The organism is Salinispora sp. H7-4 (assembly GCF_013416675.1).
In the GTDB taxonomy this organism is placed as follows: Bacteria; Actinomycetota; Actinomycetes; order Mycobacteriales; family Micromonosporaceae; genus Micromonospora; species Micromonospora vitiensis.
The window spans coordinates 152,858-176,410 of the sequence record NZ_JABZED010000051.1; the positions used below are offsets into that span (position 1 = coordinate 152,858).

The following is a 23,553-nucleotide window of genomic DNA, read 5'->3' on the forward strand; positions in this document are numbered from 1 at the left end:
GGGTGTTGCGAGCCTCGCTGGCACACGCGTTGTCGCGGATCTCCGCCCGAGACAGCCCACATCTGTCCCACGATGGGTGTGGGGGTGCGGACATGAGCGGCACCGGCGGTCGGTGTGACGGGGGCTGGGGTGACGTCAAGGCACGTATGGCCGAGCGCCGGGCCGGGGACGGGTGTTGCGTCAGCCAGTCGTGCCGATGCTCGCGGCGCCGGTCGACATCATGCCCGAGGGCCCGGGCCTGGTGCACGAGCCGAAGCGGGACGGTTCTCCAGAGACTTCGAGGTGTCTCAGGGGTGAGACGTCGCCGCGCAGTCAACCTGACCATGCCGACCCACGCGGCTCGATCGAGACCACGGTGGTCTGCTACTGGCGCCTCTACGACATCGATGCGGTGTCCGCTTCTAGCCGATGAGCGGATGTCGAGGGGGCAGTCCGACGGGATTAACGGACCAGGCTGACTGTTATCGTCCGCCGCGTGAAGAGCGATGACGAGCTCCTGGAATTGGTTCGCCATGACCTGAATCTCGCCGAGCTGCTGTGGGAGGTCTGCGAGTTTGACCTCACGCGCGGTGATCACGGGGAGACTGTCCGACTGTCGTCCGGGCAGGCCCTGGAAGGCGCAGCAGGTGACTTCACTGGCGGCACATTCTTCCTCTGCGGTGAACGCCGCTCGATCCGTCCGGTCTTGTATGCCAGCTCCGAAGGGCAGGCCGGCCTTATCGGCCATAGCCTTGCCGAAGCCTTGGAGGTCATGATCGGGCTACCGTCCTGGTGGGACTGCCTGAAGTTTTCCGCCAGCGGGGATCTGGTGACCATGCAGGCGGCTGCGGAGCACCTGCAGCGCGACGAGCTCAGAGACCAGCCGGAGGTTGGAGCTAAGCGAGTCCAACTCGCGACAGCACTGTCGTTGGACCTGGCGACTGTCCCGCTGCTGCTGGCCCGCTTGTATGATGCGGTGGCGGGGACCGCACCTGATTTTCTCCTCACCGTCGAGACTGGTGAGGAGTACGAGTCGCTGTTTGGGCCGTGGCTGCCGAGCCGCAATCCCTCCTGGAGTTGAGAACCTCCGTTGCAGCCAACGGCCGAACGCCATGATCAGGAGTGCTGTTCTGCCGCGATCCGCGCGTTACGCAGGGTTACGTGACTGCTCGCGGAGCGCGGCGCGGGTCTGCCGATGAGCGGGCACTTGACCATGACCCGCACGTCTACCAGCTGCGGTTTGACTTCCCCGGCCGTACGCCGTGGGCCGTCACGGCGATCGAAAGGCTGCGCGGCCCCTGGTCCCTGGACATATCGACGAGGTCACCCGTCCGCTGTCCTTACTGGCCTGGCCGGGTCAGCCTTCCGCGCCGGTACTACCCGCCCGCTCGGCGACCGGTCCTCCCGCACGGCGCGATGCTCGCCGCACGGGACGCACTGGCCCGGTGAGCCGGGCCGCCGTCACTCGGCGCCGGACAGCTCCATCGCGACGTCGAGCTCGCGCCGCTTCGCCGGAGAGAGGACCCCGATCCGCTCGATCAGGTACTCCCCGCCGAGGGACAGCACCCAAGTGCAGAAAATCTTCCCATCCATGGGCAGCGCCACCCGCACGACACCTTCCTCGGCGAGACCCTCCTGCGCCCCGAAGAAGACTTCGACGCCGATCGCCCGCACGTCCGGCCCGGCCGCCTCGACGACGCGGCGCCGCTCATCCGCGTCGACCGCCTGCTCACCGGACATCAGCAGGAACCCCTGCTTCCCGACCGGCGTGGCCGGGGCAACGATCTGCACCGCCCGGAACTCCGGCCCCGCACCACCCGACAGCAGCACGACGGGCCGCTTGTCGTCGAACTGGGCCCACCAGAGCTCGCCGCGTTCCACACGCCGACACTATCGCGCACGGGCTCAGGTGAGACCGCAGCCGAGGTAGCGGGCGACGGTCGCGGCAGGCTGCTCGACCACCCGGCCAGTCACCAGGCCCCGGGAGAGCCACAGGTACTGCGCGTGCCTCAACGCCAACGGCGTCGTCGAGAAGTTCGCCAGCACACGTCACCGGCAGACGCCCGTCACCCACGATCAAACGCACCCGCTACCCCTACCTGAGCTGTGGCCAGGGTGCGGTAGCCCAGGGCCGAGTGCAGCCGCTGCCGGGGCTCTCCGGCGCAGCCGGGCCAGCCGTACGCACTGTTGCCGCGAGGCGCTCGGCCATGGCCGATGAGCGGATCCTGGTTGGCGGTCGTGTTGCCCCGACCGGGATAGTTAGATCGTGCTGGGTTGACGGTCGTGTTGAGGCCTGGTGGCCCGCCCGGGCCACCAGGCCCCCATGATGGCCGGATTAGCGGAATTCGGCTGCGTGGTCGGTGGCCCATTGGGCGAATGTCCGCGCGGGTCGGCCGGTCAGGCGCGGGACGATGCCTGCCCACTCCTGGTTCGTCGGGGCGGGGTCACGCGCGGACTCCGCCCACATGGGGAAGATCCAGTCGACGAACGTCTCCGGGTAGCCGTTGCCGATCCACTCGGCCCGGGCCTCGGCCGGATCGAGCTCCTCGAACCGCACCGTGGCACCGATCGCCGTGCCGATCGCGTGCACCTGCTCGACCGTGGTGAGCGCCTCAGGGCCGGCAAGGGTGTAGGTCCGGCCGGCGTGGCCGTCCTCGACGAGAACCGTCGCGGCGACCGCGGCGATGTCCGCCTCGTGGGTGGGTTGGGTCACCGCAGCCCCGTACGGGCGGCGGACCACCCGACCTTCCTTGATGGACGGGGCCCAGTCCAGCCAGTTCGCGGCGAACTCCCCGGGACGGACGTGCGTCCATTCCAGACCAGAGTCCTCGACCGCACGTTCGACCGCCAGGTATCCGTCCTCGCTGTCGTCGGTGTCGGCCAGCGCCCCGGACAGCACGACGATCCGTCGCACACCGGCCCGCTGCCCGGCGGCGACCACGTCGCGCGCTGTCCGTCCGACCGGGAACAGATACATCCTCTCAACGCCGTTCAGCGACGGCTCCAGGGACGGCGGCTCCGTCAGGTCGCCGCCGACGACCTCCACCCCGTCGGGAAGGCTCGCCGCCGACGGCGTCCGCGTGAGTGCGCGGACCCGACGCCCGGTCTTCACCAGTTCGGCGACGACGTGTCGACCCACCATGCCGGTGGCGCCCGTGACCAGAATCGTCATCGCGTCGCCTCGGGCCGGAAGTCGGTGGCGTGATCGTTTGCCCACTGGGCGAACGTGCGCGGTGGTCGCCCTGTCACCCGCTGGTAGGTGTCGGTCGGCGGCAGTGCCCCCGTCCCGTCGACCGCGTCGGCGAGCAGCGCGATCATCCAGTCGGCGGTCTCCTCGTCGAAGCCGTCGCGTAGCCACAGCGTGCGCGCCTCGGCCGGATCGAGCTCCTCGAACCGCACCTGTACGCCGATGGCGGCACTGATCGCGGCGACCTGCTCCGCCTGCGAGACCTTCACCGGGCCGGTGACGGTGTACGCGGCACCGACATGGTCGTCGGTCAGCAGCGCCGCGACCGCCACGTCGGCGACGTCGGCCTCGTGGACCACCGGGTAGCCGGCCGACGCGTACGGCTCCCGCACCACCCGCTCGGTCCGGATCCGGTCGGCCCACCGCAGCGCGTTGGCCGCCAACAGCCCCGGCCGCACATGGGTCCACTCGGCACCGGAGGCATCCACCAGCAGTTCCAGCCCGCGGTGTGCTTCCCGCTCATCGGTCAGATGCCGCCCGAGAGCGCCGTCGCCACCGGTTCCGGGTGCGAACCCGGCCGCCGCCGCGGAGTGCACGACGAATCGGGTGACGCCGGCCTTGACCGCCTCACCGACGAACCCAGGGTCGGTCCCGGCGTACACGAACGGGAACAGGTACACGGACCGCACTCCGTCCAGCGCCGTTCGCCAGGTCCCGGGACGTTCGAAGTCTCCCTGGACCACCTCGGCCCCGTCCGGCAGCCGGTCTGTTTGCGGCTGGCGGGTCATCGCCCGCACCGTTCGTCCGGCCCCGATCAGCCGGGCCACCACCTGGCGACCCACGTTTCCGGTCGCGCCGGTTACTAGGATTGTCACGTTGCTCCCTCTCGAATACCTGGAATGGGGCGATGGACCGCCGCCGCGAATCCACGGCCAATGGCGCGGCGGCGGTCACCACGCAGGCTAGGTCGAAATCTCAAAAGCCGCACATCGCACATGTGTACGACGTGCATGGTCGCCGCGGCCCGGTCGCGTCAGTGTTCCCGGTTTACGGAGACCCCGCACACGGCGTTAGCAACACCGGTCTCGGTCCGCCGGTGCGCTCGCGCGGCTAGGGTCGACGCCGCTCGGCTGCACGACCCTGATGACGGGGAGATAGCCGCGGACCTTGGATCGCCGCAACTCCGACAGCCAGAACGCGCTCGTCGGAGCGAACCTCCACGCTGCCCGACAGGAACACGTGACCGTGCAACACTGGGCGCGCTCAAGCTCAGTGAGTATCCGGATCTGCCGCGATCCGGGCGCTCCGCTCCTCATCGTGGTAACACACTGTAGTCAGCTGCGTAGTCGTCCAGTGAATCTGATCAGGCTGTCCGCCGCTACTGTCGGACTCCGTTAGCGTGCGGTACCCGCTGGGAGACGGAAGGACTGTACAAATTACGGCTGATCGACCGATCAAGGGAGAGACGCCAGATGACGACCGAGAGCACCGTGGAACAGTCGGCCACGGTCCAGTAGCTACTCCGGTACTCTGGCCGCGGCTTTGCAAGGGCGGTGTCGTGTCGCATCACTCGGCAAAGCTCGCTGTTACCAGGCTGTTATCATCGACATTCAATTGTTATGTCATCGCCGACGCATCGCGATGGTGGGGTTGTGGTATCGATCCCCCCTCGGACACGTAGAGTTACTCCACAGTAATCAGCGTCGGGCTTGGCCTCGACGCTGATTTTGTTTTGGCCGAGGTTGTAGGTGAGGGTGAGCCGTAGCTCTGCACGGATGCGGTTTCCGGTACACACAACGCTGCTCAGCTCAGGACGTGCTGGAGGTAGCGTGCTGTCTTGGTGTCGGCAGTGACCAGATCTGCTGGTGTGCCGGTGGCGACCACTCGGCCACCGGCAGGGCCGGCTCCCGGGCCCAGGTCGATGATCCAATCGGCGCGTGCAGCGACGTGGAGGTCGTGCTCCGCCACAACCACGGTGTTGCCGGCGTCGATGAGGACGTCGAGGGCTTCGACGAGGCGCTGGACGTCGGCGGGGTGCAGGCCCGTCACCGGCTCGTCCAGGACGACCAGGCCGCGTTTGCGGCCCCGGTTGCCTCGTTGGATCGTGGTAGCTAGTTTGAGGCGCTGTGCTTCGCCGCCGGAGAGGTCGGTCGCGCTCTGGCCGAGGGTGACGTAGCCGAGGCCCACCTGGCGCAGGGCGTGGAGTGTGGCGACCAGGGAGTCGGGGTCGGTGAAGAACTCCGCGGCTTCGTCGACGGTCAGGTCGAGTACCGCGTCGATGGAGAGGCCTTGGTACTCGACGTCCAGGACCTGCTGGGTGAAGCGGCGGCCCGCGCAGGTGGTGCAGGTGACCCATACGTCTGGCAGGAAGTGCATGTCGACGAGTTTGCGGCCGTGGCCGGAGCAGTCCACGCAGCGGCCACCGGCGGTGTTGAAGGAGAACGTGGAAGCATTCAGCTCGGCTTTGCGGGCGTGGTCTGTGGAGGCGAACAGGGTGCGGATCGCGTCGAAGGCCTTGCTGTAGGTGGCGGGGTTCGACCTCGGGGTGCGGCCGATGGGGTCCTGGTCGACGACGGCCACCCAGCCGACGGGTGCTGTGTCGTCGGCTTCGACGGCGGAGGCGAACGCGTGCAGCAGGCTGCTCTTGCCGCTGCCGCTCGGGCCTGTCAGGCAGGTGAGTCTGCCCTGGGGCGCCCGTACTTCCGCGACGTCGACGTTGTGGTTGCTGATGTCGCGGACGGTGAGCCAACGGGCTGGATCGGCGTCTCGGGTCTTGCGTTCGACGCGTTGTTTGCGGCCGGAGAGGTAGGCCGCGGTCGGTGAGGTCTCGTGGTGGGCCGCTTCGGCCGGTGGTGCGGAGATGAGGAGGTGACCACCGTCGCGGCCGGCTCCCGGTCCGATGTCGACGACCCAGTCGCAGGCCTTGACGATCTCCGGGTCGTGTTCGACGAGCAGCACGCTATTGCCGTTGTCCCGCAGCGCCTTCAGCATGTCGAGGACATCTGCCTTGTCTGCGGGGTGCAGGCCGGAGGTGGGTTCGTCCAGGACGAACGTGATGCCTTCAAGCGGAGTGCTGAGCTGGGCTGCGAGGCGTGCGCGTTGCAGCTCGCCGCCGGAGAGGGTCGAGGCCTCGCGGCTCAGTTGCAGGTGGGACAGGCCGGTGCGGTGCAGGACGGTCAGGCGGGCGCCCAGTTCGCGCAGCAGCGGGAGGCCGACCGCGCGATCCTGGTCGCCGAGTTCGGCTTCGGCCTGGTGCACCCAGTCGATGAGGTCTGTGCCGGTGAGTGTGATCAGTTCCGGATAGGTGCGACCGCCGACGGTGACGGTGCGTGCCGCCTCGCCGAACCCACTGCCAGCGCATTCCTGGCAGGGCGTCATGCGCATGTACCGCTGGTAGCGCTGCTTGCTCGTTTCGCTGCCCGCGTTGGCGAACACGCGCTCCACCTCGGCGAGGGCGCCGCGCATCGGCTGGCTGCTGCTGTAGGTCCACTCGGTGCCGGTGGCCCGGCTCGGAATGGTGACGCTGGTGTCGATGACCTGCTCACCGGTGCCGTGCAGGACCGCGTGCTGGAAAGTCGCTGGCAGGTCGCGCCAAGGCACGGACAGGTCGACGCGGTGCAACTCGGCGAGGGCGGGAATGAACGAGTGCTCGCCGGAGCGCCACTTCGCGAACCAATGCGAACCCCCTGAGAACAGGGGAAGTTCAGGATTGTCGATGATCAGCTCCGCGTCGGCGCGCACGGTACCGCCCGCTCCGTGGCACGCCGGGCAGGCTCCCTCGGGGCTGAACCTGTCGAAGCTGGTCGTCGCGAGCTCGGCGCCGGTGCGGAGCGCGGGCAGGCGTGAGTAGACCAGGCCCAGGTACGCGTCCATGCCGGTGACGGTGGCCATGGTGGAACGAGGATTGTTGTTGAGTCGGCGCTGGTCCACCGCGAGCGTCGCGCCGAGGCCGGTGATGCGGTCGACCTCGGGCCGGTCGCGCTGGCCGAGGTAGCGCCGCACGAACGGCGAGATGCCCTCGAGGTAGCGCAGTTGTGCCTCGGCGTGCACTGTGTCGACCGCCAGCGAGGTCTTCCCGCTGCCGCTGACGCCGGTGAACGCCACCAGCTTTCCGCGCGGGATTCGCACGCTAATGTCGCGCAGGTTGTGGGTCCGGGCACCGGTGACTTCGATCCAGCCGTGGTCGTCGTGACGCCGCACGTCGTTCGCTCCGTTCACTTCGCTACCAAGGGGTTGAGCAGGAACGCGACATCGCGCCGCACCCACTCCGAGAGCTCGCCGTCCCCGAGGATCGCCCACATGATCAGCGCGCCGTTGTACGTCGTCTGCACCGCCCTGGCAAGACCATCTACATCGCACTCGACGAGCTCACCCTGCTCCACGGCCCGCTCCAGCAGCGACGTGATGCCCGTGCGCATCGACTGGGCGAACCTCACGGCGTGGTAGTGCAGTGCGTCGTCGCTGAGGTCGAGATGCAGGAACGCCACGTGGTTGGCCATCTCCGCGGGGCTGTCGACGTCGCTGCTGAGCGCCGCGATGAATGCGTAGAGGGCTTCGAGCGGCGACTCGTACTTGGCGACGATCTCGGTGAAGAACTCGTCGACCTTGGACGCCTCGTACTCGTTGATCGCGACCAGCAGGTCGTGCTTGGACCCGAACCGCTTGACCAGCGTGGCCGCCGAGATTCCGAGGTCGGATGCCACGTCGTTGAGCGTGACGCGGAGCGGGCCGATGCGGGCCAGCGTGCGGGACGCGCTGACGAAGATCTGTTCGTTGGTGACGGACATCGGTCGCGGGCTCATGGCACGGATAGTACCCGATAAGTGAATTGGCGTTTACTAACGCCGCGTCGCGTGATCATCTGACCTCCCGCCGCAGCACTGAGATGACAGAAGCCTCCTCATGGCCGCGCCTCTCCGCTGCCAGGGCCGGCTTGACGGCAGTCGGCCGTTCGAGGAGCCGACGCAACAGCAGTTGCATGCCGGTAGTCGCCCGGATGCGGTTCATCGCGCGGACGCCAGGAGCGAGTACCATCGTGTGAAGAAGTTGTCGTGCGCGACGACCTCCGGCATCGCGAGCGCCTCGCGCCAGATGTCGGCGAGGGTGCGTTCCACCTCGGTGCGCGGCGGAGTGCTGCTCCGGCTCGCCGCGGTGACGCGGGCGGGCAGCTCGTTGCGATCGATCTTGCCGTTGACTGCATGTGGCAAGTGGTCGAGGAACACGAGAAACCACGGCACGAGCTGCCTGGGAAACGATGCCGACAGATGGGCCCGGATCTCCTCCTCGGCGAGCACCGGGTTCACGTGGGCCCCGAGGTCCTTGCCGCACAACGTCACCGCCGCTTCGGCCACCTCGTCGTGGCTGAGCGGCATGGTGCGACTTCGCCGGGTTCAATGCAGTGTCCGGCTTTGGTGGCGTGGGGGAGGGCGCGGCTGGCGGTGAGTGCTCCCATTCGAGCGCCGCAACCTGCAGCACCGGGCTGCCGATGTTGTCCAGCACCGGTCCGCGGAAGAGCTCCAGCGCCCCCCGCAGCAGTTCCTCGAAGGCCCACGTGTCGAGCCGCCCGCGTTCCACCTTGATCGAGTAGTCGGCGTGGCCGGTGGTGATCAGGTCCGCGGGAGCACCGGCGGCCGCGATACGCACAGGAGTAGTGATCGTTTGGCGTTACAAGGCTGTGATCAGTTTTCGGCACTCGCCGCAAGGGGTGCCGGAGCCGATCCGATGTAGCTGCGCCGCGGTACGAGGAACGTGGCAAGGCCTGCCAGCACGTACATGAGCACCGCGGCGACGAAGGCGACGTGGTAGTGGTCGAGCAGCCGCACGGGTGTGTCGTCGGCGGTCACCGGAACGATCGCCGCTGCCATGGTGACCGCCACCGTGAGACCCAGCACCGGGCCCACCTGTTCGGAGGTATTGATCAGGCCGGCCGCGAGCCCCTGCTTTCGTTCCGGCAGCCCGCGCGTCGCCACGATGATCACGGGAGCCTCGATGAACGCCGCGCCGACGCCGATCAGCAGCAGGGGCGGGAAGATCCACGCCAGGTAGGAGCCGTCGCCGGGCGCGAACACGAACCACAGCGAACCGGCCGCGCCACCTGCTGTGCCCATCAGTAGCAGTGCTCGCGCACCCACCTTCTCCATCAACCACGCCACCCTGGTCGCGATCACCGCCATCACCAGCGTGATCGGCAGGTAGGCCAGGCCGGCGTCCGTGGCTGAGTAGCCGAGCACACGCATCATGTAGAAGGTCACGTAGAACATGACGCCGAGGTTGGCGGCGGTGGACAGCAGGTTGATCACATTGCCCGCCCGAACCCCAGGTTCGGCGAACACCGCCAACGGCACGAGCGGGTCGCTGTGCCTGCGCTCCACGGCCACGAAGGCTGCCAGCAACACCACCGTCGCGGCCGCGCTCATCGTCATCACCAGGGCGCTCGACCCGTGCTCGACCCTCGTCAGCGTGAACACGAGCATCCCGAGCCAGCCGGTGAGCGTGAGCGCACCGAGCACGTCCGGCGACACCCGCTGCTCCGGCTGGGTGCGCGGCAAAAGCGATGCCACGGCGAGTCCGGCCACGAGCCCGATCGGCAGGTTGAGCAAGAAGATCCAGCGCCACCCGAATGCATCGGTCACGAGTCCGCCCACGACCTGGCCGAGCGCCGCCCCCGCGAGACCGGTGAAGCTCCACCACGCGACAGCCCGGTTGCGCCCGGAGCCGGTGGTGCTGACGAGGTTGAGCAGGGCCAGGGCGGTGGGGGAGACCATCGCCGCGCCCACGCCCTGAACAGCCCTGGCCGCGAACAACTCGGTACCGCTCGTCGCAAAGCCGCACCACACCGACGCGGCCACGAACACCCCGAGGCCGACCAGCAGCAACCGCTGCGGTCCGAACAGGTCGCCGAGTCGCCCGGACAGGGCGAGCAGACTGCCGAATGTCAGCATGTAGGCGCTGGCCACCCACTGCGTGTCCGCAGCGTCCATCTTCAGGTCCACCTGGATGACGGGCACTGCGACGCCGAGCACCGTCATATCGAGGATCAGCAGCATCTGGACCAGGCACAGCGTTGCGATGGCAGCGAAAGGTGGCTGGCTTGTCGCCTCTGGCTTCTGGTTCAGTTCGGTCACGTTCGGTCTACCTCCATGGGGTGTGTCGCAGTCCCTACTGAGGGTAAATGAACGTGCATTTACTTATCAACTCGGGGCCCCGGAACTGGTCACGACATCTCCGCATGACGACGGCACCCAGCCGTCCACTAGGGATGACAAAGCAAAAGGCACCTGACCCCTGTTCTTGCAGGTCAAGCGCCTTACGATCTTGCGCGCCCGAAGGGATTCGAACCCCTAACCTTCTGATCCGTAGTCCGAAGCCATCACCGAGAGTGAATGCGTACCGCAGCGTCCCGAACCGTCCCGGTCAGTCCAATCACGTCCCCGCAGGTCCGGGAGCCGATCGGGCTAGGTCGATGGGTATCTGGGGGTTCATCGAGGCGGGAAATCCCTGTGGGTCCCGGTAGGTCCGCGTCAGTTCCCCGACGTCCGAGCACCCATGGAGCACCCAGGAGCAGGGCCGTCCCGCCGCCGGACCACATCTCACTACGAACAGTAGCGCCGACGTACGTTGGGGTATGCGGCCGGTTGGTGGAGACGCCGAGTTGTGACAGGGTGCGCGACGGCTCAGGCGTCCCGGGTCTTCAGGATCCGGAGTGCGACCAGGAGCAGGCCGATGGCCCAGCCGACCACAACGAGGAGCCCAACAACCGGTGGATAGTGAGTGTCGTTGAGGTTCATGAAATTCATCGCGGCATTGCCCAGCATATAGGGCGCGATCTTTATGAGGAACGGGAAGCCGGAGATCTGCATAATCAGTGGAATCACCAGCAGTCCGAGGAACGCCGTCGTCAGCGTGCCGACCGCACTGCGCAGCATCGCACCGATGGCGATCGTGATCATCGCGCCTATCCCGAAGTAGACGGCCATGGTGAGGATCTGGAACCACACCCGGCCGGCCTCGTATTCACCGAATTCGGCCAGCGTCGGTCCACCCGCGAACACCCCGGCGGCCGCCGCCGGCAATCCCACGACGAAGACCAGAGCGCCGACCACGATGGTCTTGGATAGTAGCATCCGGCTCCGGGCGGGCACCCACTGCAGCGTGGCGTGGATTGTGCCGGTGGAGTACTCAGAGGTGATCATGACCATGGCGACCGCCGTAAAGGCGAACTGCGCCACCACGATCGCAGCCCACACAGCCAGGTCACCCACCGGATAGAGCACCTGGACGGCGTCGGCGCGGAAATTGTTCCGCATCGTCACTCCGACGGCGGCCGAGACGCCCGCCATCAGGGCGATCCCGCCCGACAGCAGCCACGGCGTCGACCGCAGCGACCACAACTTGGTCCACTCGGACGCAATCGCCCCGCGGAGACCACCACCGGTGGCCAGAACATCGAGCGTCGCCATCAACTGACTCCTGCGCTCTCGGCGTAATCGTCGGCGTCCCGGGTCAGCGACGGCACCGAGCCCCCGCCGTACTCCAGGCTGTCTCCGGTCAGTTCCATGTAGACCTGCTCCAGAGAAGCCTCAATCCGGCGCAACTCGTGCAGCCGAACCCCGGCCCGGAAGGCCAGGTCGCCCACCCGCTCCAGGGACACTCCGGCCACCATCAGGCCCTGCTCTCCTGCCCACTGCACATAGGCGCCCTCCTCGGTCAGCCGGTCGACCAGGCCGACCAGGCTGTCCGCATCGGGGCTGCGGACGCTCACCGAAGTCCGGGCGCTGGCCGCGATCAGGTCGGCGATCTCGGCGTCGGCGATCAGCTGGCCCTGACCGATCACCACCAGGCGGTCCGCGGTGATCTGCATCTCGCTCATGAGGTGGCTGGACACGAACACCGTCCGGCCCTCCGCGGCGAGCGAGCGGATCAGGCCGCGCGCCCAACGAACGCCGTCCGGGTCGAGACCATTGATCGGCTCGTCCAAGATCAGCACCTTGGGGTCACCGAGCAACGCGCCGGCGATGCCGAGGCGCTGCGCCATGCCGAGCGAAAAGGCACCGACCCGGGTGTCGGCCACCTGAGTCAGCCCGACCGTCTCCAGCACCTCGTCGACCCGGGCGATCGGAATACCGTTGCTGCGGGCCGCGGCCTTGAGGTGGTTGCGAGCGCTCCGGCCGGGGTGCACCGCGCTCGCGTCGAGCAGGGCACCCACCTCCCGGAGCGGGTGGGTCAGGTCCACGTAGCGGCGGCCGCTGATCAGCGCCTCGCCCATCGTCGGATGGTCCAGTCCGACGATCATCCGCATCGTCGTGGACTTGCCCGAGCCGTTGGGCCCGAGGAACCCGGTGACCTTGCCTTCCTCGATCTCAAGGTCCAGCTCGTTGACGGCTACCTTGGAGCCATACCGTTTTGTCAGCCGCCGTAGGGCGATCATCGCGTGTGTCCTCTCCGTTCGTCTGGACGCCACGCTATTTCCGATCCCCTGGCCAGGGCATGACCCAATCGGCAGCCGTCCGGCATGACCTTCGACAGGTCTCCCGGCCGTCGACCGGGGGTTCTCATAGAGCCGTGATACTGTAGCCACCGTCCCTATCGTTCGCGGCGTACGCAGCGCCGACCGAGGGGACAGCACACATGCCGAATGGCATCAACCGACGAGCAATGCTGCAGGTCGCCTTCGGTGCCGCCGCGGGCGCGGCCGTCGCGGGCATGCTGGGCGACCGAATGGCCAACGAGCTCTGGTACGACTACGAAACCGCACGCTGTTCAATGCCTCCCAGGAACTGCTGGACGCTTACGCCGCGGTCGCGCAGCGGTTCGGATCCATCGAGTTCGAAGTGGCCTATTTCTGGCTTGAGCAGCGAACCTCCGGCAACTACCCGCACGACTATCGGGAAGCCTGGCGCCCGTTGCGGCCGCAGCTACAGTTGTTGTCCGAAATCCAGCTGAGCATGCTGGACACCTATTACCGCCGAAACTTCGGCGGGCTGATGTCGGCATTCCTCGACTTCGGACAGGGTGTGCTGTGGGATCCACGGCGACCCGACCCCTACCGGGTGCACATCATGAACGGCGACCCGACGCCCGGGTACCACGTGTGGCACGCGTACATCCGTGCGATGGACCTGCTCAACGTGGATGCCGACCGCTGGCGGTCGATCGAGCGGCTGGTCGGTGCCGCCTGGCATGTCCAGTCCCTGGCCAAACCGGCCTACAACGCGCCGAACACCCCGCTCGAGCCGATCGTGGTGGCCGACGTCAAGCGGCTCTGGCTGCGCCGCTCGACAGAGGAGATTGATGAGGCGTTCGAGTCCAACCCGTACCCCGCGGGCGTGAGCTGACCGACCTTCGCACGTGATTCCACCCGCACCGGTACCACGAACGCCGACCAAACCCGGGACTCGGTGCCATTCGGCTACGATCGTCCGTGTGCGGATGCCGTGGCGTGCGCCGGGGTCCGAGGGGCGGCGCTGTGGGTGGTGCTCGCCGCGCCGGTCGCGGCCGGCGCGCTGGCCGCACCGCCCGATGCCCCCTGGTATGTGCCGTCCTCCTCGGCCCTGCTCGCGCTGCCCGTGCTGGCCGGAGTCGTCGCGATCGGCCGCCACCGGCCCGACCTCGCACTGACCGCCGTGGCCGGCCTATCCTTCCTCTTCGCGCCCAGCCTTTTCTCGATCAATCTGGCACCCGCACTCGCCGTCACCGGCTACCTGGCCGGCCGTCGGCTCGATCGCACACTACCCGCAGTGCTCGTCTTCTCCGGCACGATGCTGGCCGGGTCGCTGCTCACGCTGACGCTTAGCCAAGCAGCCATGGCCTGGCTCGCGATGGCCTCCACCGTCGCCTTCCTGATGGTGCTGCCATGGCTGGGCGGCCGTTACCGACGGCAGTACCACGAGTTGACCCAGGCCGGTTGGGAGCGCGCAGCCCAACTGGAGCGCGAGCAGCGCATGATCGCCGAGCAGGTCCGGCTACGCGAACGGACCCGCATCGCCCAGGACATGCACGACTCGCTGGGCCACGATCTGAGCCTGGTAACCCTCAAGGCCGGTGCCCTCGAGGTGGCACCCGGCCTCGACGAGCAGCACCAGGCCGCGGCCGGGGAACTACGAGCAATCGCGGGGTCGGCCACCGACCGCCTACATGAGATCATCGGGCTGCTCCGGGACGCCGGCGAGGAGACCCCCACCACGCCCCGGACCGAGAGCGTCGACACCCTGGTCGACCGGGCCCGCTCTGCCGGACTGATGATCGAGATGCGGGTCGAGGGCACATCCCCGGCCGAGCTTCCGCCGCTGGTCGCTGGCGCCGCCCACCGGCTGGTGCAGGAGTCGCTGACCAACGCCACCAAACACGCGGCCGGCGCGGCCATTGAGGTGCGGCTGACCTACCGGCCGGACGAGACGGTCGTGACGGTGAGCAACGAGCCGCCACCGGCCCGTGCGACCGGTGACCACCCCGACCCGCCGTCCGGCCAGTGGGGCCTGGCCGGACTACGCGAACGGGTTCGGATGCTCGGCGGGGCGCTTTCCGCAGGCCCGAAAGACGGCGGGTTCGCGGTGGTGGCCCGACTGCCGCACAAGGGGCCGAGTGGGCACTCGGGACCGCCGGCTGAGCCGTTCTCGGCTACCGAGGACCTGCGGATCGGCCGGCGGCGGATTCGACGGCGGGCGGTGGCCGGGGTGACCGCGTTCGTACTGGTGGTGATCGGTAGCGCGGCCGGCTACCACGCCTATCTCACCTTCGACTCGGCAATGAGCAGCGACGAGTTCGACGGACTGCGGATCGGCCGGCACCGCGCCGAGGTGGAGTCGATTCTCCCCGCACGGCAGCTGCCCGGCCGCCCGGCCGACGAACCCGATATCCCAGCCGGGTCGTCGTGCCGCTACTACAGCGACGGTAGCTTCCTCATCGGTCAGACCGTCTACCGGATCTGTTTCACAGGCGACGCGCTGTCGGCGAAGGACCGGTTGCCGGCTCTGCCTCGCTGACCGACGCCGCCTGCTCGCGCGTTTTCTCCCGCCGACCGAGCAGGAACCAGATCAGTTCGAGCACCGGACCGGCCGTCGCCGCGATCGCCACCCCGGTCCAGGGCGCGGTCATCCCGACCAATTGCAACTGGAAGAACTCCTGCAGCCAGGGCATGACCAGCACGACCAGGAACGCCGCCCCCATCGTCGCCACGAGCAAGATCCGCCACCAGGTGTACGGCCGGGCGATGACGGCCAGCGCCCACAGCGCCACCAGGAACAGGGTCAGCGTGGCCACCGAGGTCTCCGCCTTGAGGTCGCCGTCGTAGTGGGCCCGGGCGAACACGTACGCCGAGATCGTCGAGGTCGCGGCGAGCACGCCGGCAGGTATCGCGAAGCGCAGCACCCGTCCGACGAAACCGGTGCGGGCCCGCTCCTTGTTGGGCGCCAGGGCCAGGAAGAACGCCGGGATACCGATGGTGCACGAGCCGATCAGGGTCAGGTGCCGGGGCAGGAACGGGTACGGCAGATTGGCCAGCACGACCGTGATCGCCAGCAGGACTGAGTAGACCGTCTTCGTCAGGAAGAGGTTGGCCACCCGCTCGATGTTGCCGATCACCCGCCGCCCCTCGGCGACCACCGCCGGCAGCGTGGCGAAGCTGTTGTTGAGCAGCACGATCTGCGCCACCGCCCGGCTCGCCGGGCTGCCTGATCCCATCGCCACGCCGATGTCGGCGTCCTTGAGCGCGAGCACGTCGTTGACGCCGTCGCCGGTCATCGCCACGGTGTGCCCACGGCGTTGCAGGGCCTGCACCATCGAGCGCTTCTGGTAGGGGCCGACCCGGCCGAACACCGTGGTCGATTCGACCACGTCGGCCACCCGGTCCGGGTCTTCCGCCAGCGTCCGTGCGTCGACCGCCCGCCCGCCGTCGGGCAGCCCAGCCGACCGGCCACCGCTTCCACCGACACCGGGTTGTCGCCGGAGATCACCTTGACGTCGACGTCCTGCTCGGCGAAGTAGCGCAGGGTGTCCGGCGCCTCGGGCCGGATCCGCTGGTCGAGAGCGATCAGCGCGACCGGAGTGAGCCCTTCAAACACCCGCTCCGGCGTCTCCAGGGCCGCCGCAAGCGAGCCGGTCGTCCGGGCCAGGAGAAGCACGCGCAGGCCGCGGGAGCCGTACCCGTCGGCCTGGGCCAGCACCGGGTCGCCGGCCCGCAGCATCGCGTCGGGCGCGCCGATCAACCAGGTACTGACGTAGCCGGACGGGTCGGTGAGGGTGGCGCCGCTGAACCGCCGGGCGGCCGAAAACGCAGCCCGCGCACCATGGCTCCAGCCGGCCTGCGCCGGATACTTGTCGACCACCGCCCGCATGGTCGCATTCGGTCGTTCGTCGGCAGCGCCGAGGGCGCCCAGCACCGCCGGCACGTGGAGATCCGGATCACCGAGTGGGGTGGGCGCACCTCGGCGACCTCCATGGCCACCTCGGTCAGGGTGCCGGTCTTGTCCAGGCACACCACGTCGACGCGGGCGAGTCCTTCAATGGCTGGCAGTTCCTGCACGAGGCACTGGCGGCGGCCGAGGCGAATCACGCCCACGGCGAAGGCGACCGAGGTGAGCAACACGAGACCCTCGGGGACCATCGGCACCAGGCCGGCCACCATCCGCCGGATGGCCTCCGGGACGTCGTCCCGATTGACCAGCCACTGGCTGATGATGAGAGCGATCCCGGTGGGAACGATCGCCAGGGTCACGAAGCGCAGAATCGCGTTGATCCCCTTGCGGAGTTCAGAATTGACGAGGGTGAAGCGGCGGGCCTCCTCGGCCAGGCGGGTGGCGTACGCCTCCTTGCCTACCTTGGTGGCGGTGAAGGCACCGGTCCCGGCGACCACGAAACTGCCCGACATGACCTCATCGCCGGGCTCCTTCTGCACCGGGTCGGACTCGCCGGTCAGCAGCGACTCGTCGACCTCCAGACCATCGGCCTCAAGCACGGTGCCGTCCACGACGATCTTGTCGCCCGGTCCTATCTCGAACACGTCGTCGAGGACCACCTCGGAGGCTGTCAGCTGGACCCCGGCATCGTTGCGGCGCACCGTCGGGCGGGCCTCGCCAATCACCGCCAGTCGGTCCAGGGTCCGCTTGGCCCGCAGCTCCTGAAAGATGCCGATCACGGTGTTGGCGATGATCACGCCACCGAACAGGGCGTCCTGGATCGGGCCGACGATCAGGATCGTGACAAACAGCACGCCGATGATCGCATTGATCCGGGTGAACGGGTTGGCTCGGATGATCTCCGTGGCGCTCCGGCTGGACCGCGCCGGTACGTCATTGGTCTGCCCGGCGGCTACACGTTCGGCCACCTGTTCAAAGGTCAGGCCAGCCAGTCGTGGATCCGCGACCTGGGTGCTGTCGGCGCCGGAATTCGTCCGGGTCATGGGGCGTGACGCTATCGGGCAAGCAATCGTGGGACAGGTGCCCATCGTCAGATGATCACACTTACCTTCGACAGGTGGCGGTGCTCTGTGTGGACGGGTGATGCGGCGGGACGGGCAGTCCGCGATGGTAGAGTTCGGCCCGTTATCGTCGAGAGGGACAGGGGGAGTCGCCCGGTGATTCGGGTTCTGGTCGCCGACGACGAGATGATGATCCGTGCCGGCGTCCGCGGCATCCTTACCGCCGACCCGGAAATCGAGGTGGTGGCCGAGGCCGGTGACGGCGTCGAGGCTGTCGAGCTGATCCGGGCGCATCGCCCCGACGTGGCCCTGCTCGACATCCGGATGCCTGAGCTCGACGGGCTGTCGGCGGTGGCCGAGATCCGTCGCACGGTGCCCGACACCGCGGTTATCCTCCTGACCACGTTCGGCGAGGACAAATACATAGCGCGGGCGCTGGACGCGGGTGTCAACGGCTTCCTGCTCAAGTCGGGCGCGCCGCGCGACCTGATCGACGGGGTACGCGCGGTCGCGGCCGGCGGCGCCTGCCTGTCGCCCCGGGTCGCCCGGCGAGTCATCGAGGAACTCGGCGACGGCCGGATGAGCCGCGGCTCCGAGGCACGCAACCAGGTCGACACGCTGACCGCCCGTGAGCGAGAGGTGCTGGTGCTGCTCGGTGCCGGGCTGTCCAACGCCCAGATTGCCCGGCGACTCAGCGTGGTCGAGGGCACGGTCAAGGGCTACGTGAGCAAGATCCTGACCCGGTTGGGCGCCACCAACCGGGTCCGGGCCGCGATCATCGCGCACGAGGCGGGCCTGCTCGGCTCGACAGACGGGCCGGAAGGTCCGACCTGACCCGCGATTGTGATCAGGTCAGACACCACCGCAGCACCGCGCTGGCACTGTGCAGCTTGTTCTCGGCTTGGGCAAAGGCGATGCTGGCCGGTCCATCTAGCACGTCGGCGGTCACCTCCTCGCCGCGGTGCGCCGGGAGGTCGTGCATGAAGACCGCGTCGGGGTACACCTTCATCAGCGCGGCGTCCGCCCGAAACGGCTTGAATGAGTCCCGCCAGTCCGGGCGCGGCTTGGTGGTGCCGGTCGTCTGCCACCGTGTGGTGTAGACGACATCCACATCCGATGGGCGAGCGTCCATGGCCGCGGCCACGGTGAACCGGCTGCCGGCCGCGATTGCCTGCTCGTTGGCGCGCCGGACGGTCGCCTCGGGGATGCCGAAGCCGGGCGCGGTGAGCAGGGTCAGTTCGGTGCCCGGAAACCGGGTCAGCGCCAGCGCCAAGGCGACCGCGGTATTGTTGCCCTCGCCCAGGTAGAGCACCCGGATGCCCTCCACCCGGCCGAAGTGCTGACTGATCGTGGTCAGATCGGCCAGGGCCTGGGTGGGGTGCTCGCTCGCACTCATCGAGTTGATGACGGCCATCTGGGACTGGGCCGCGTAGGCGGGCAGTTCGGCGTCGCTCTGGGCGCTGCGCACCACCAACGCGTCGAGCATCCGGGAGAGCACCCGTCCGGTGTCCGAGGTGCTCTCGCCGGTGTTCTCCTGCAGGTCGACCGGGCCGTACGAAATGATGCTGGCGCCGAGTCGCAGCGCTGCGGCTGAGAATGCCGTGCGGGTGCGGGTCGACGTCTGGCGGAACAGGATCCCCACCACCTGGCCGGCCAGGACCGGCTCGGGGCGGCCACCCGCAGTCGCGTACTGGGGCGAGGTCAGCGGCGAGGCGTTGGCCTGGTCCCAAACGCTTCCCGTTCACCTGTTCCCTGGGTGGGATGTCGCCGCCGTCTACATCAGCCCTGCACCACTTGCCCTGAGGAGTACCTGTGAGTACTGAGATCGATGTCCTTGTCCTGGGCGGCGCCGGTGTGGACACCATCGTCTACGTACCGCAGTTGCCCCTTTCGTTCGCTGACAGCTATATGGTGCCGGCGATCACGACTCGTGCGGGGCAGACCGGCGACTTCGTGGCGTTGGCGGTCCACGCCCTGGGCCTGCGTTCCCACCACGTCGATGTGCTCGGTGACGACCATGAGGGCGACCTGGTCCGTGCCCTGCACGCCGAGCGGGGCATCCCGCTCACCGTGGTTGCGCTGCGGGCCGGTACCCGCCGTGCGGTCAACCTTGTCGCCCCGGACGGGCGGCGGTTGTCCCTGTACGACAGCAGCCGATCCGAGGCGGGGGACCGGCTCCCGGTGGAGACGGTGACCGCACTCGCCGCGGCGAGCCGGCACGTCCACGTGTCGATCACCTATCCGTGTGCCTTCGCCCTGCCCACGCTGCGCGCGGCGGGGGTAACCATCTCCACGGACCTGCACAACTGGGACGGCCACGAGCCGTACCACGAGGACTTCGCCTACGGGGCCGACCTCGTCTTTGTGTCGTCGGCCGCGCTGGCCGATCCCGAGAAGACGATGCGGCGCATCGTCGAACGTGGCCGGGCCGGCACGGTCGTGGCCACCGCCGGAGCCGAGGGGGCGTACCTGCTGGTCGACGGCGAGTTCAGCCATGTGCCGGCGGTCGATCCGCCGGGGCCGGTGGTGGATTCCAACGGTGCGGGCGACGCGTTCGCCGCAGGTTTCCTGTTCGGCTGGCTCGCGGGGGAGCCGGCGCGGCGGTGTGCCCTGTACGGGGCGATCTCCGGTGCCTACGCCTGTACCGTGGCGGCGACGAACGTCGACTTGATCGACCGGGGTGCGCTGCTCGCCCGGGCGGCGGAACTGGACCCGCCCGCGGGTCGAGGCCGCCGCTGGTGACGGCGACGCGTGGCGAGGACAGGACGGCCAGGCGCGTGCGTGGGGAGTGCCCGACGCGACGGTGGTGCCGGCGGGCACCGGAAGGGCAGAATCAATTGGGGGACGAGTCGATGGCGGGGCTGTTGGCGGCGTTGCCGGTGGACGATTGGGCCGAGCCCCGGCGCTTGCTCGACGCGCACCCGGCGGCGACGCGACGTACAGCTTTCATGCTCGCGCGGCCCGAAGCGGTCCGCCAGGGCCAGGTTCCGGATATCGTCGCGTGGCTGGGCGAGCGGGGCTTCGGCGTGACCGCCCTTAAGGTGGTGCGCCCGCACCACCGCCGGCTCGAGGAGCTCTACCGCTACACCCAGGTGAGGCTGATGGACGCCGGCAGCCGCCCGTTGTGGTGGTATATGCCGCGCTACTACCGACTCGGCCCGGCGGTGGCGCTCCTCCTCGACCGTCCCGGCGACGTCCCGGCGGCCGAGCGGCTCTCCGAGCTCAAGGGGCCTTCCAACCCGGGCCTGTCGGAGCCCGGCCTGCTGCGGTACGAATTCGGCTCGCAGAACATGGTGATGTGCGTCGTCCACACGTCCGACCTGCCGGAGACGGCCGTGCGGGAGTCCTGCCTCTTCCTCGGCAGCGACGCGGTGGAGTCCGCCCTGCGCGGCGCCGACGACGGCACCCGCCGTGACCTGGCCCCGGCCGAGGTGGTCGATCGGCTGGTTGCCGGCGGTGCACCCACCCGGGCCGTGCGGCTGCCCAACTTCCACCAGGTCCTGGCTGGCCTGCAGGCCCGGATCGTCCGGCGGAGCGCCAGCCCCACCTCCGATCGGGCGGCGCGGTCCCTGGAGCAGCTTGCTGCCGGGCCGCTCTCGGATCCTGACTATGGCCGTCGTACGGCGGCACTGCATCAGTGGTGGAGCACCGAGGGGCACGACGTGCTGGCGGTCCTCGACCCCGGTGACGAGGCGGAGGCCTTCCTCGCCTGGTCGGCGCGGCTGGAGGGCACCTCGGCGGCTCTTACTGACCGGGTCATCGACCGGCTCCGCGAGTTGGGGCACGACATCGACCTGTGGGCCGAGGTGAGCCTGGAGACGGGCCTGGGGTTCCACGACATGGTGATGACCCGGCTCGCGCCCACACGGACGACGCGGCGATGTCCCTGGCCGATCTGAAGGCGTCGCCGTGATCACCTGCGGGATCAAGGTGACCCGCGACCGTGGCGCTCGTTGAGGACGCCCGGTCTGCAGCGTGGAGGTGGAGAAACGCGGCAACACCGAGCGACACGCCCACCTCCGTGCCCTCGTGGTCGGCGGGCGACGGACGCACAAGGTGAAGCAGTGGAGCGGGCAGGACGAGGAGGGCTCGTGATCAGCCACGATCTCGACACACTCGTCGTCGGCGGCGGCCCCAAAGGGGTCGCCGGCTCGCCGGCCAGCGCCCGGCGGGCCATGGCAGCGACCACCCCACGTGCCGGCGAGGCCAGCGACGGCGCATGACCGAACACCGTGGGCAGCCGCAGCGTGATGCCGCGCAGCGCCCCCTCGGTGGTGGCCGCCTTCAGCGCTTTTTCGGCGGCGAGCTTGCGAACGTCGTACGGCGTCACGGGACGGTCGGGTTCGGTTCTGTCGATGAACTTCCGTCCGGGCAGGCCGACCTGGGACGTCGAGCCCGCGAAGAGCGTGGTCGGCAGCCGATCGGATCGCCGGCCGCGCCGTAGCGCCTCGATCAGATCGCGCGTTATGCCCAGGTCGTCCTGGATCTCGTTCCCGCCCTTTCCTGCCGCCCGCCACGTCCCTCCCTCCGGGACGAGCGCGACCAGGTGCACGACCGCATGCGAGCCCGCGGTGACCTCGGCCATGCGGCCGGGCCGCTGAGATCGGCGACCGTACCTCGACCTGCGCCCGCCGGCCGGCACCGCGCTGGGGCGCCGGGACACCAGCCGCAGACGGATCGGGCGCTCGGCCAGCGCCGCGGCCACCGTCGAGCCGATCAGACCGGAGGCCCCCAGCACCGTGACGAGCATGTGGTCACCGTCCGGAGGGTCGGACGATGCCGGGGTACGGGCGGACCTCCGCGACGTGTGCGACACAGCGCCTTCCTCGTGTGTTGCGCAGTGGGATCAGAACCCCGTGGCGGCAGCTCAGCGCGGCTACCGCCCGCGGGGGTCGGGTCAGGGCCGTGCGCCAGCGTCGTTCTCCCGCCAGGGGTAGCCGTGCTCCCGCAGCACCGTCCCGGTCCGCCCGGGCTTGCTCTCCAGCGGGCCGCGGACGACTTCCCGGGACGTTCGGTCGACGACCACCAGTTGCTTGCCGTCCAGGAACACGGCGGCCACGTCGGCGCGGGAGACGTGGCTGGTGGCGCCGTTCTTCTCCACGGTTAGCGCCTCACGAGTCACCGTGAGGCGCACCGTGTCGCGAAGCGCCTTCTGAGCGGTCGCCAGCCCGATGAACACACCGGCTCCCGCGCCGATCACCGCGCTCAGGACCGGGTTCAGCGAACCAATCGACTGAAGGGGCCCGCGCAGCGGCATCCAGTACGGCTCGGCGGCGACCCCCGCGAGCCATGTCAGGACGGGAAGGGCGACCGCACAGCCGATGACCACCGCGACGAAGAGCACGGCCAGGTCACCGGTAGACAGGCCGAGACGCACGCTGTCAGCCGAGTCACGACTACCCGCTGCGCGATCATTCATGCCCAATCGCTCCATTCGTCACGTGGCTGTGACTAACTGTCATCGTAACGAGCACTCGCACGCATCGCGTTCTGCCTATCCACTGTGACGTATCGGTCGGATCGGGGCCGCCGACAGACCCGTCAGCCGTGGTCGACCAGCTCGTACGCCGCGGTGGCCAGGAGATCGCGGGCAGCGCGGACCTCCGCGGCGAGTGGACGGTCCCGGTCCAGCGGTGCGGGACTTCCGCCAGCTTCGCCCAGAGGCCGGTCTCGCCGGCGCGGATCCACTCGGCGACCCGCAATGACTGCACATTGCCGTGGTCCGCCATGTCAGCCTGAATCATCAGGTTCGCCACCCAGCTCACCCAGCCAGACTCCAACGACTTTGCGGCGCCGCACCATCCACGTTCGTTCGTCGAGCCCCTCAATTCTTGTGTGCTGCGGCAGGTCCGACCCCTAGACGATCTATTCCGAGGGATCAGTGGTCGTAAGCGATGAGGGAGCGCATGACGGGTTGGCCGGTGGTCCAGTTGTGCCAGATCGCGGCGGTCATCGCGAGGATGCGTTGTGCGAC

General features: G+C 68.7%; 21 protein-coding genes and 2 pseudogenes. 6 read left to right on the plus strand and 17 right to left on the minus strand.

All coding sequences use genetic code 11. The annotated features are described in order from the left end of the window. Positions 1 to 475: 475 nt before the first annotated feature. Positions 476 to 1,060, plus strand: a complete 585-nt coding sequence (locus H0524_RS20715; protein WP_180200129.1) for a hypothetical protein — start codon at positions 476 to 478, stop codon at positions 1,058 to 1,060. 380 nt (positions 1,061 to 1,440) lie between these two features. On the opposite strand, the gene H0524_RS20720 is transcribed toward H0524_RS20715, so the two are convergent. The 10 genes from H0524_RS20720 to H0524_RS20765 form a co-directional block, all read right to left on the minus strand. Continuing rightward, positions 1,441 to 1,860, minus strand: a complete 420-nt coding sequence (locus H0524_RS20720) for a hypothetical protein (RefSeq protein WP_180200130.1) — start codon at positions 1,858 to 1,860, stop codon at positions 1,441 to 1,443. A 24-nt stretch (positions 1,861 to 1,884) separates the two neighbouring features. Next, positions 1,885 to 2,025: a hypothetical protein gene (locus H0524_RS20725; protein WP_180200131.1), complete on the minus strand. Its 141-nt coding sequence runs from the start codon at positions 2,023 to 2,025 to the stop codon at positions 1,885 to 1,887. 289 nt (positions 2,026 to 2,314) lie between these two features. After that, a complete protein-coding gene (locus H0524_RS20730; RefSeq protein ID WP_180200132.1) occupies positions 2,315 to 3,151 on the minus strand; it encodes an NAD(P)H-binding protein in 837 nt (278 codons plus the stop codon). Continuing rightward, positions 3,148 to 4,041, minus strand: coding sequence for an NAD(P)H-binding protein (locus tag H0524_RS20735; RefSeq protein WP_180200133.1), 894 nt, complete (start codon positions 4,039 to 4,041; stop codon positions 3,148 to 3,150). Before H0524_RS20735 ends, H0524_RS20730 begins: the two co-directional genes overlap by 4 nt. A gap of 928 nt (positions 4,042 to 4,969) precedes the next feature. Continuing rightward, positions 4,970 to 7,384: an excinuclease ABC subunit UvrA gene (locus tag H0524_RS20740; protein WP_180200134.1), complete on the minus strand. Its 2,415-nt coding sequence runs from the start codon at positions 7,382 to 7,384 to the stop codon at positions 4,970 to 4,972. Further along, entirely contained in the window at positions 7,381 to 7,953 is a 573-nt protein-coding gene (locus tag H0524_RS20745; protein ID WP_180200157.1) for a TetR/AcrR family transcriptional regulator, read from the minus strand. The genes H0524_RS20740 and H0524_RS20745 overlap by 4 nt, the downstream gene beginning before the upstream one ends. Before the next feature lie 216 nt (positions 7,954 to 8,169). Continuing rightward, complete coding sequence (locus H0524_RS20750; protein ID WP_180200135.1) at positions 8,170 to 8,538, minus strand: hypothetical protein; 369 nt, start codon at positions 8,536 to 8,538, stop codon at positions 8,170 to 8,172. A 306-nt stretch (positions 8,539 to 8,844) separates the two neighbouring features. Next, a complete protein-coding gene (locus H0524_RS20755; protein ID WP_180200136.1) occupies positions 8,845 to 10,290 on the minus strand; it encodes an MFS transporter in 1,446 nt (481 codons plus the stop codon). A gap of 549 nt (positions 10,291 to 10,839) precedes the next feature. Then, the gene (locus H0524_RS20760; RefSeq protein ID WP_180200137.1) at positions 10,840 to 11,625 is read right to left on the minus strand and encodes a hypothetical protein; all 786 of its coding nucleotides are present in this window, start codon (positions 11,623 to 11,625) and stop codon (positions 10,840 to 10,842) included. Continuing rightward, positions 11,625 to 12,593, minus strand: coding sequence for an ATP-binding cassette domain-containing protein (locus H0524_RS20765; protein ID WP_180200138.1), 969 nt, complete (start codon positions 12,591 to 12,593; stop codon positions 11,625 to 11,627). Before H0524_RS20765 ends, H0524_RS20760 begins: the two co-directional genes overlap by 1 nt. A gap of 403 nt (positions 12,594 to 12,996) precedes the next feature. Here H0524_RS20765 and H0524_RS20770 point away from each other — a divergent pair, with 403 nt between their 5' ends. After that, positions 12,997 to 13,500, plus strand: coding sequence for a hypothetical protein (locus H0524_RS20770; protein ID WP_180200139.1), 504 nt, complete (start codon positions 12,997 to 12,999; stop codon positions 13,498 to 13,500). 99 nt (positions 13,501 to 13,599) lie between these two features. Next, positions 13,600 to 15,147 carry a histidine kinase gene (locus H0524_RS20775; RefSeq protein WP_218942339.1) on the plus strand — a complete coding sequence of 516 codons (1,548 nt, stop codon included), beginning with the start codon at positions 13,600 to 13,602 and terminating at the stop codon, positions 15,145 to 15,147. On the opposite strand, the gene H0524_RS25110 is transcribed toward H0524_RS20775, so the two are convergent. The 3 genes from H0524_RS25110 to H0524_RS25115 are packed head-to-tail and all read right to left on the minus strand — an operon-like array spanning position 15,095 to position 17,561. Beyond that, entirely contained in the window at positions 15,095 to 15,997 is a 903-nt protein-coding gene (locus H0524_RS25110) for an HAD-IC family P-type ATPase (RefSeq protein WP_309225182.1), read from the minus strand. The genes H0524_RS20775 and H0524_RS25110 overlap by 53 nt on opposite strands. Further along, complete coding sequence (locus H0524_RS25490) at positions 15,901 to 16,368, minus strand: hypothetical protein (RefSeq protein WP_309225183.1); 468 nt, start codon at positions 16,366 to 16,368, stop codon at positions 15,901 to 15,903. The genes H0524_RS25110 and H0524_RS25490 overlap by 97 nt, the downstream gene beginning before the upstream one ends. Continuing rightward, entirely contained in the window at positions 16,365 to 17,561 is a 1,197-nt protein-coding gene (locus H0524_RS25115; protein WP_255436099.1) for an HAD-IC family P-type ATPase, read from the minus strand. Before H0524_RS25115 ends, H0524_RS25490 begins: the two co-directional genes overlap by 4 nt. A 174-nt stretch (positions 17,562 to 17,735) precedes the next feature. Here H0524_RS25115 and H0524_RS20785 point away from each other — a divergent pair, with 174 nt between their 5' ends. Next, positions 17,736 to 18,413, plus strand: a complete 678-nt coding sequence (locus H0524_RS20785; protein WP_180200141.1) for a response regulator transcription factor — start codon at positions 17,736 to 17,738, stop codon at positions 18,411 to 18,413. 13 nt (positions 18,414 to 18,426) lie between these two features. Here H0524_RS20785 and H0524_RS20790 read toward each other — a convergent pair. Then, a pseudogene (locus H0524_RS20790) lies at positions 18,427 to 19,230 on the minus strand (ornithine carbamoyltransferase); the annotation flags it as partial. 161 nt (positions 19,231 to 19,391) lie between these two features. Here H0524_RS20790 and H0524_RS20795 point away from each other — a divergent pair. Further along, on the plus strand, positions 19,392 to 20,321 hold the full coding sequence (locus H0524_RS20795; RefSeq protein WP_180200142.1) for an adenosine kinase: 930 nt from the start codon (positions 19,392 to 19,394) through the stop codon (positions 20,319 to 20,321). A 110-nt stretch (positions 20,322 to 20,431) separates the two neighbouring features. Beyond that, positions 20,432 to 21,478 (plus strand): nucleoside-diphosphate kinase, encoded by a 1,047-nt coding sequence (locus H0524_RS20800; RefSeq protein WP_255436100.1) that lies wholly within the window; start codon positions 20,432 to 20,434, stop codon positions 21,476 to 21,478. 257 nt (positions 21,479 to 21,735) lie between these two features. On the opposite strand, the pseudogene H0524_RS25660 reads toward H0524_RS20800, so the two are convergent. From H0524_RS25660 to H0524_RS20815, 3 genes and pseudogenes are all read right to left on the minus strand, one after another. After that, positions 21,736 to 22,329: pseudogene (locus tag H0524_RS25660) on the minus strand (NAD-dependent epimerase/dehydratase family protein); the annotation flags it as partial. Positions 22,330 to 22,476: 147 nt separating this feature from the next. Continuing rightward, complete coding sequence (locus H0524_RS20810) at positions 22,477 to 22,998, minus strand: hypothetical protein (protein WP_255436102.1); 522 nt, start codon at positions 22,996 to 22,998, stop codon at positions 22,477 to 22,479. Between the two features lie 122 nt (positions 22,999 to 23,120). Beyond that, positions 23,121 to 23,267: a hypothetical protein gene (locus H0524_RS20815; protein WP_180200144.1), complete on the minus strand. Its 147-nt coding sequence runs from the start codon at positions 23,265 to 23,267 to the stop codon at positions 23,121 to 23,123. Between the last annotated feature and the right edge of the window lie 286 nt (positions 23,268 to 23,553).

What these genes read in the sequence shown, in the direction of transcription:
- H0524_RS20800 (WP_255436100.1), top strand. Translation starts at nt 20,432, where the DNA reads ATGGCGGGGCTGTTGGCGGCGTTGCCGGTGGACGATTGGGCCGAGCCC.
- H0524_RS20760 (WP_180200137.1), bottom strand. Translation starts at nt 11,625, where the DNA reads ATGGCGACGCTCGATGTTCTGGCCACCGGTGGTGGTCTCCGCGGGGCG.
- H0524_RS20750 (WP_180200135.1), bottom strand. Translation starts at nt 8,538, where the DNA reads ATGCCGCTCAGCCACGACGAGGTGGCCGAAGCGGCGGTGACGTTGTGC.
- H0524_RS20730 (WP_180200132.1), bottom strand. Translation starts at nt 3,151, where the DNA reads ATGACGATTCTGGTCACGGGCGCCACCGGCATGGTGGGTCGACACGTC.
- H0524_RS25115 (WP_255436099.1), bottom strand. Translation starts at nt 17,561, where the DNA reads ATGACCCGGACGAATTCCGGCGCCGACAGCACCCAGGTCGCGGATCCA.
- H0524_RS20810 (WP_255436102.1), bottom strand. Translation starts at nt 22,998, where the DNA reads ATGAATGATCGCGCAGCGGGTAGTCGTGACTCGGCTGACAGCGTGCGT.
- H0524_RS20745 (WP_180200157.1), bottom strand. Translation starts at nt 7,953, where the DNA reads ATGTCCGTCACCAACGAACAGATCTTCGTCAGCGCGTCCCGCACGCTG.
- H0524_RS20765 (WP_180200138.1), bottom strand. Translation starts at nt 12,593, where the DNA reads ATGATCGCCCTACGGCGGCTGACAAAACGGTATGGCTCCAAGGTAGCC.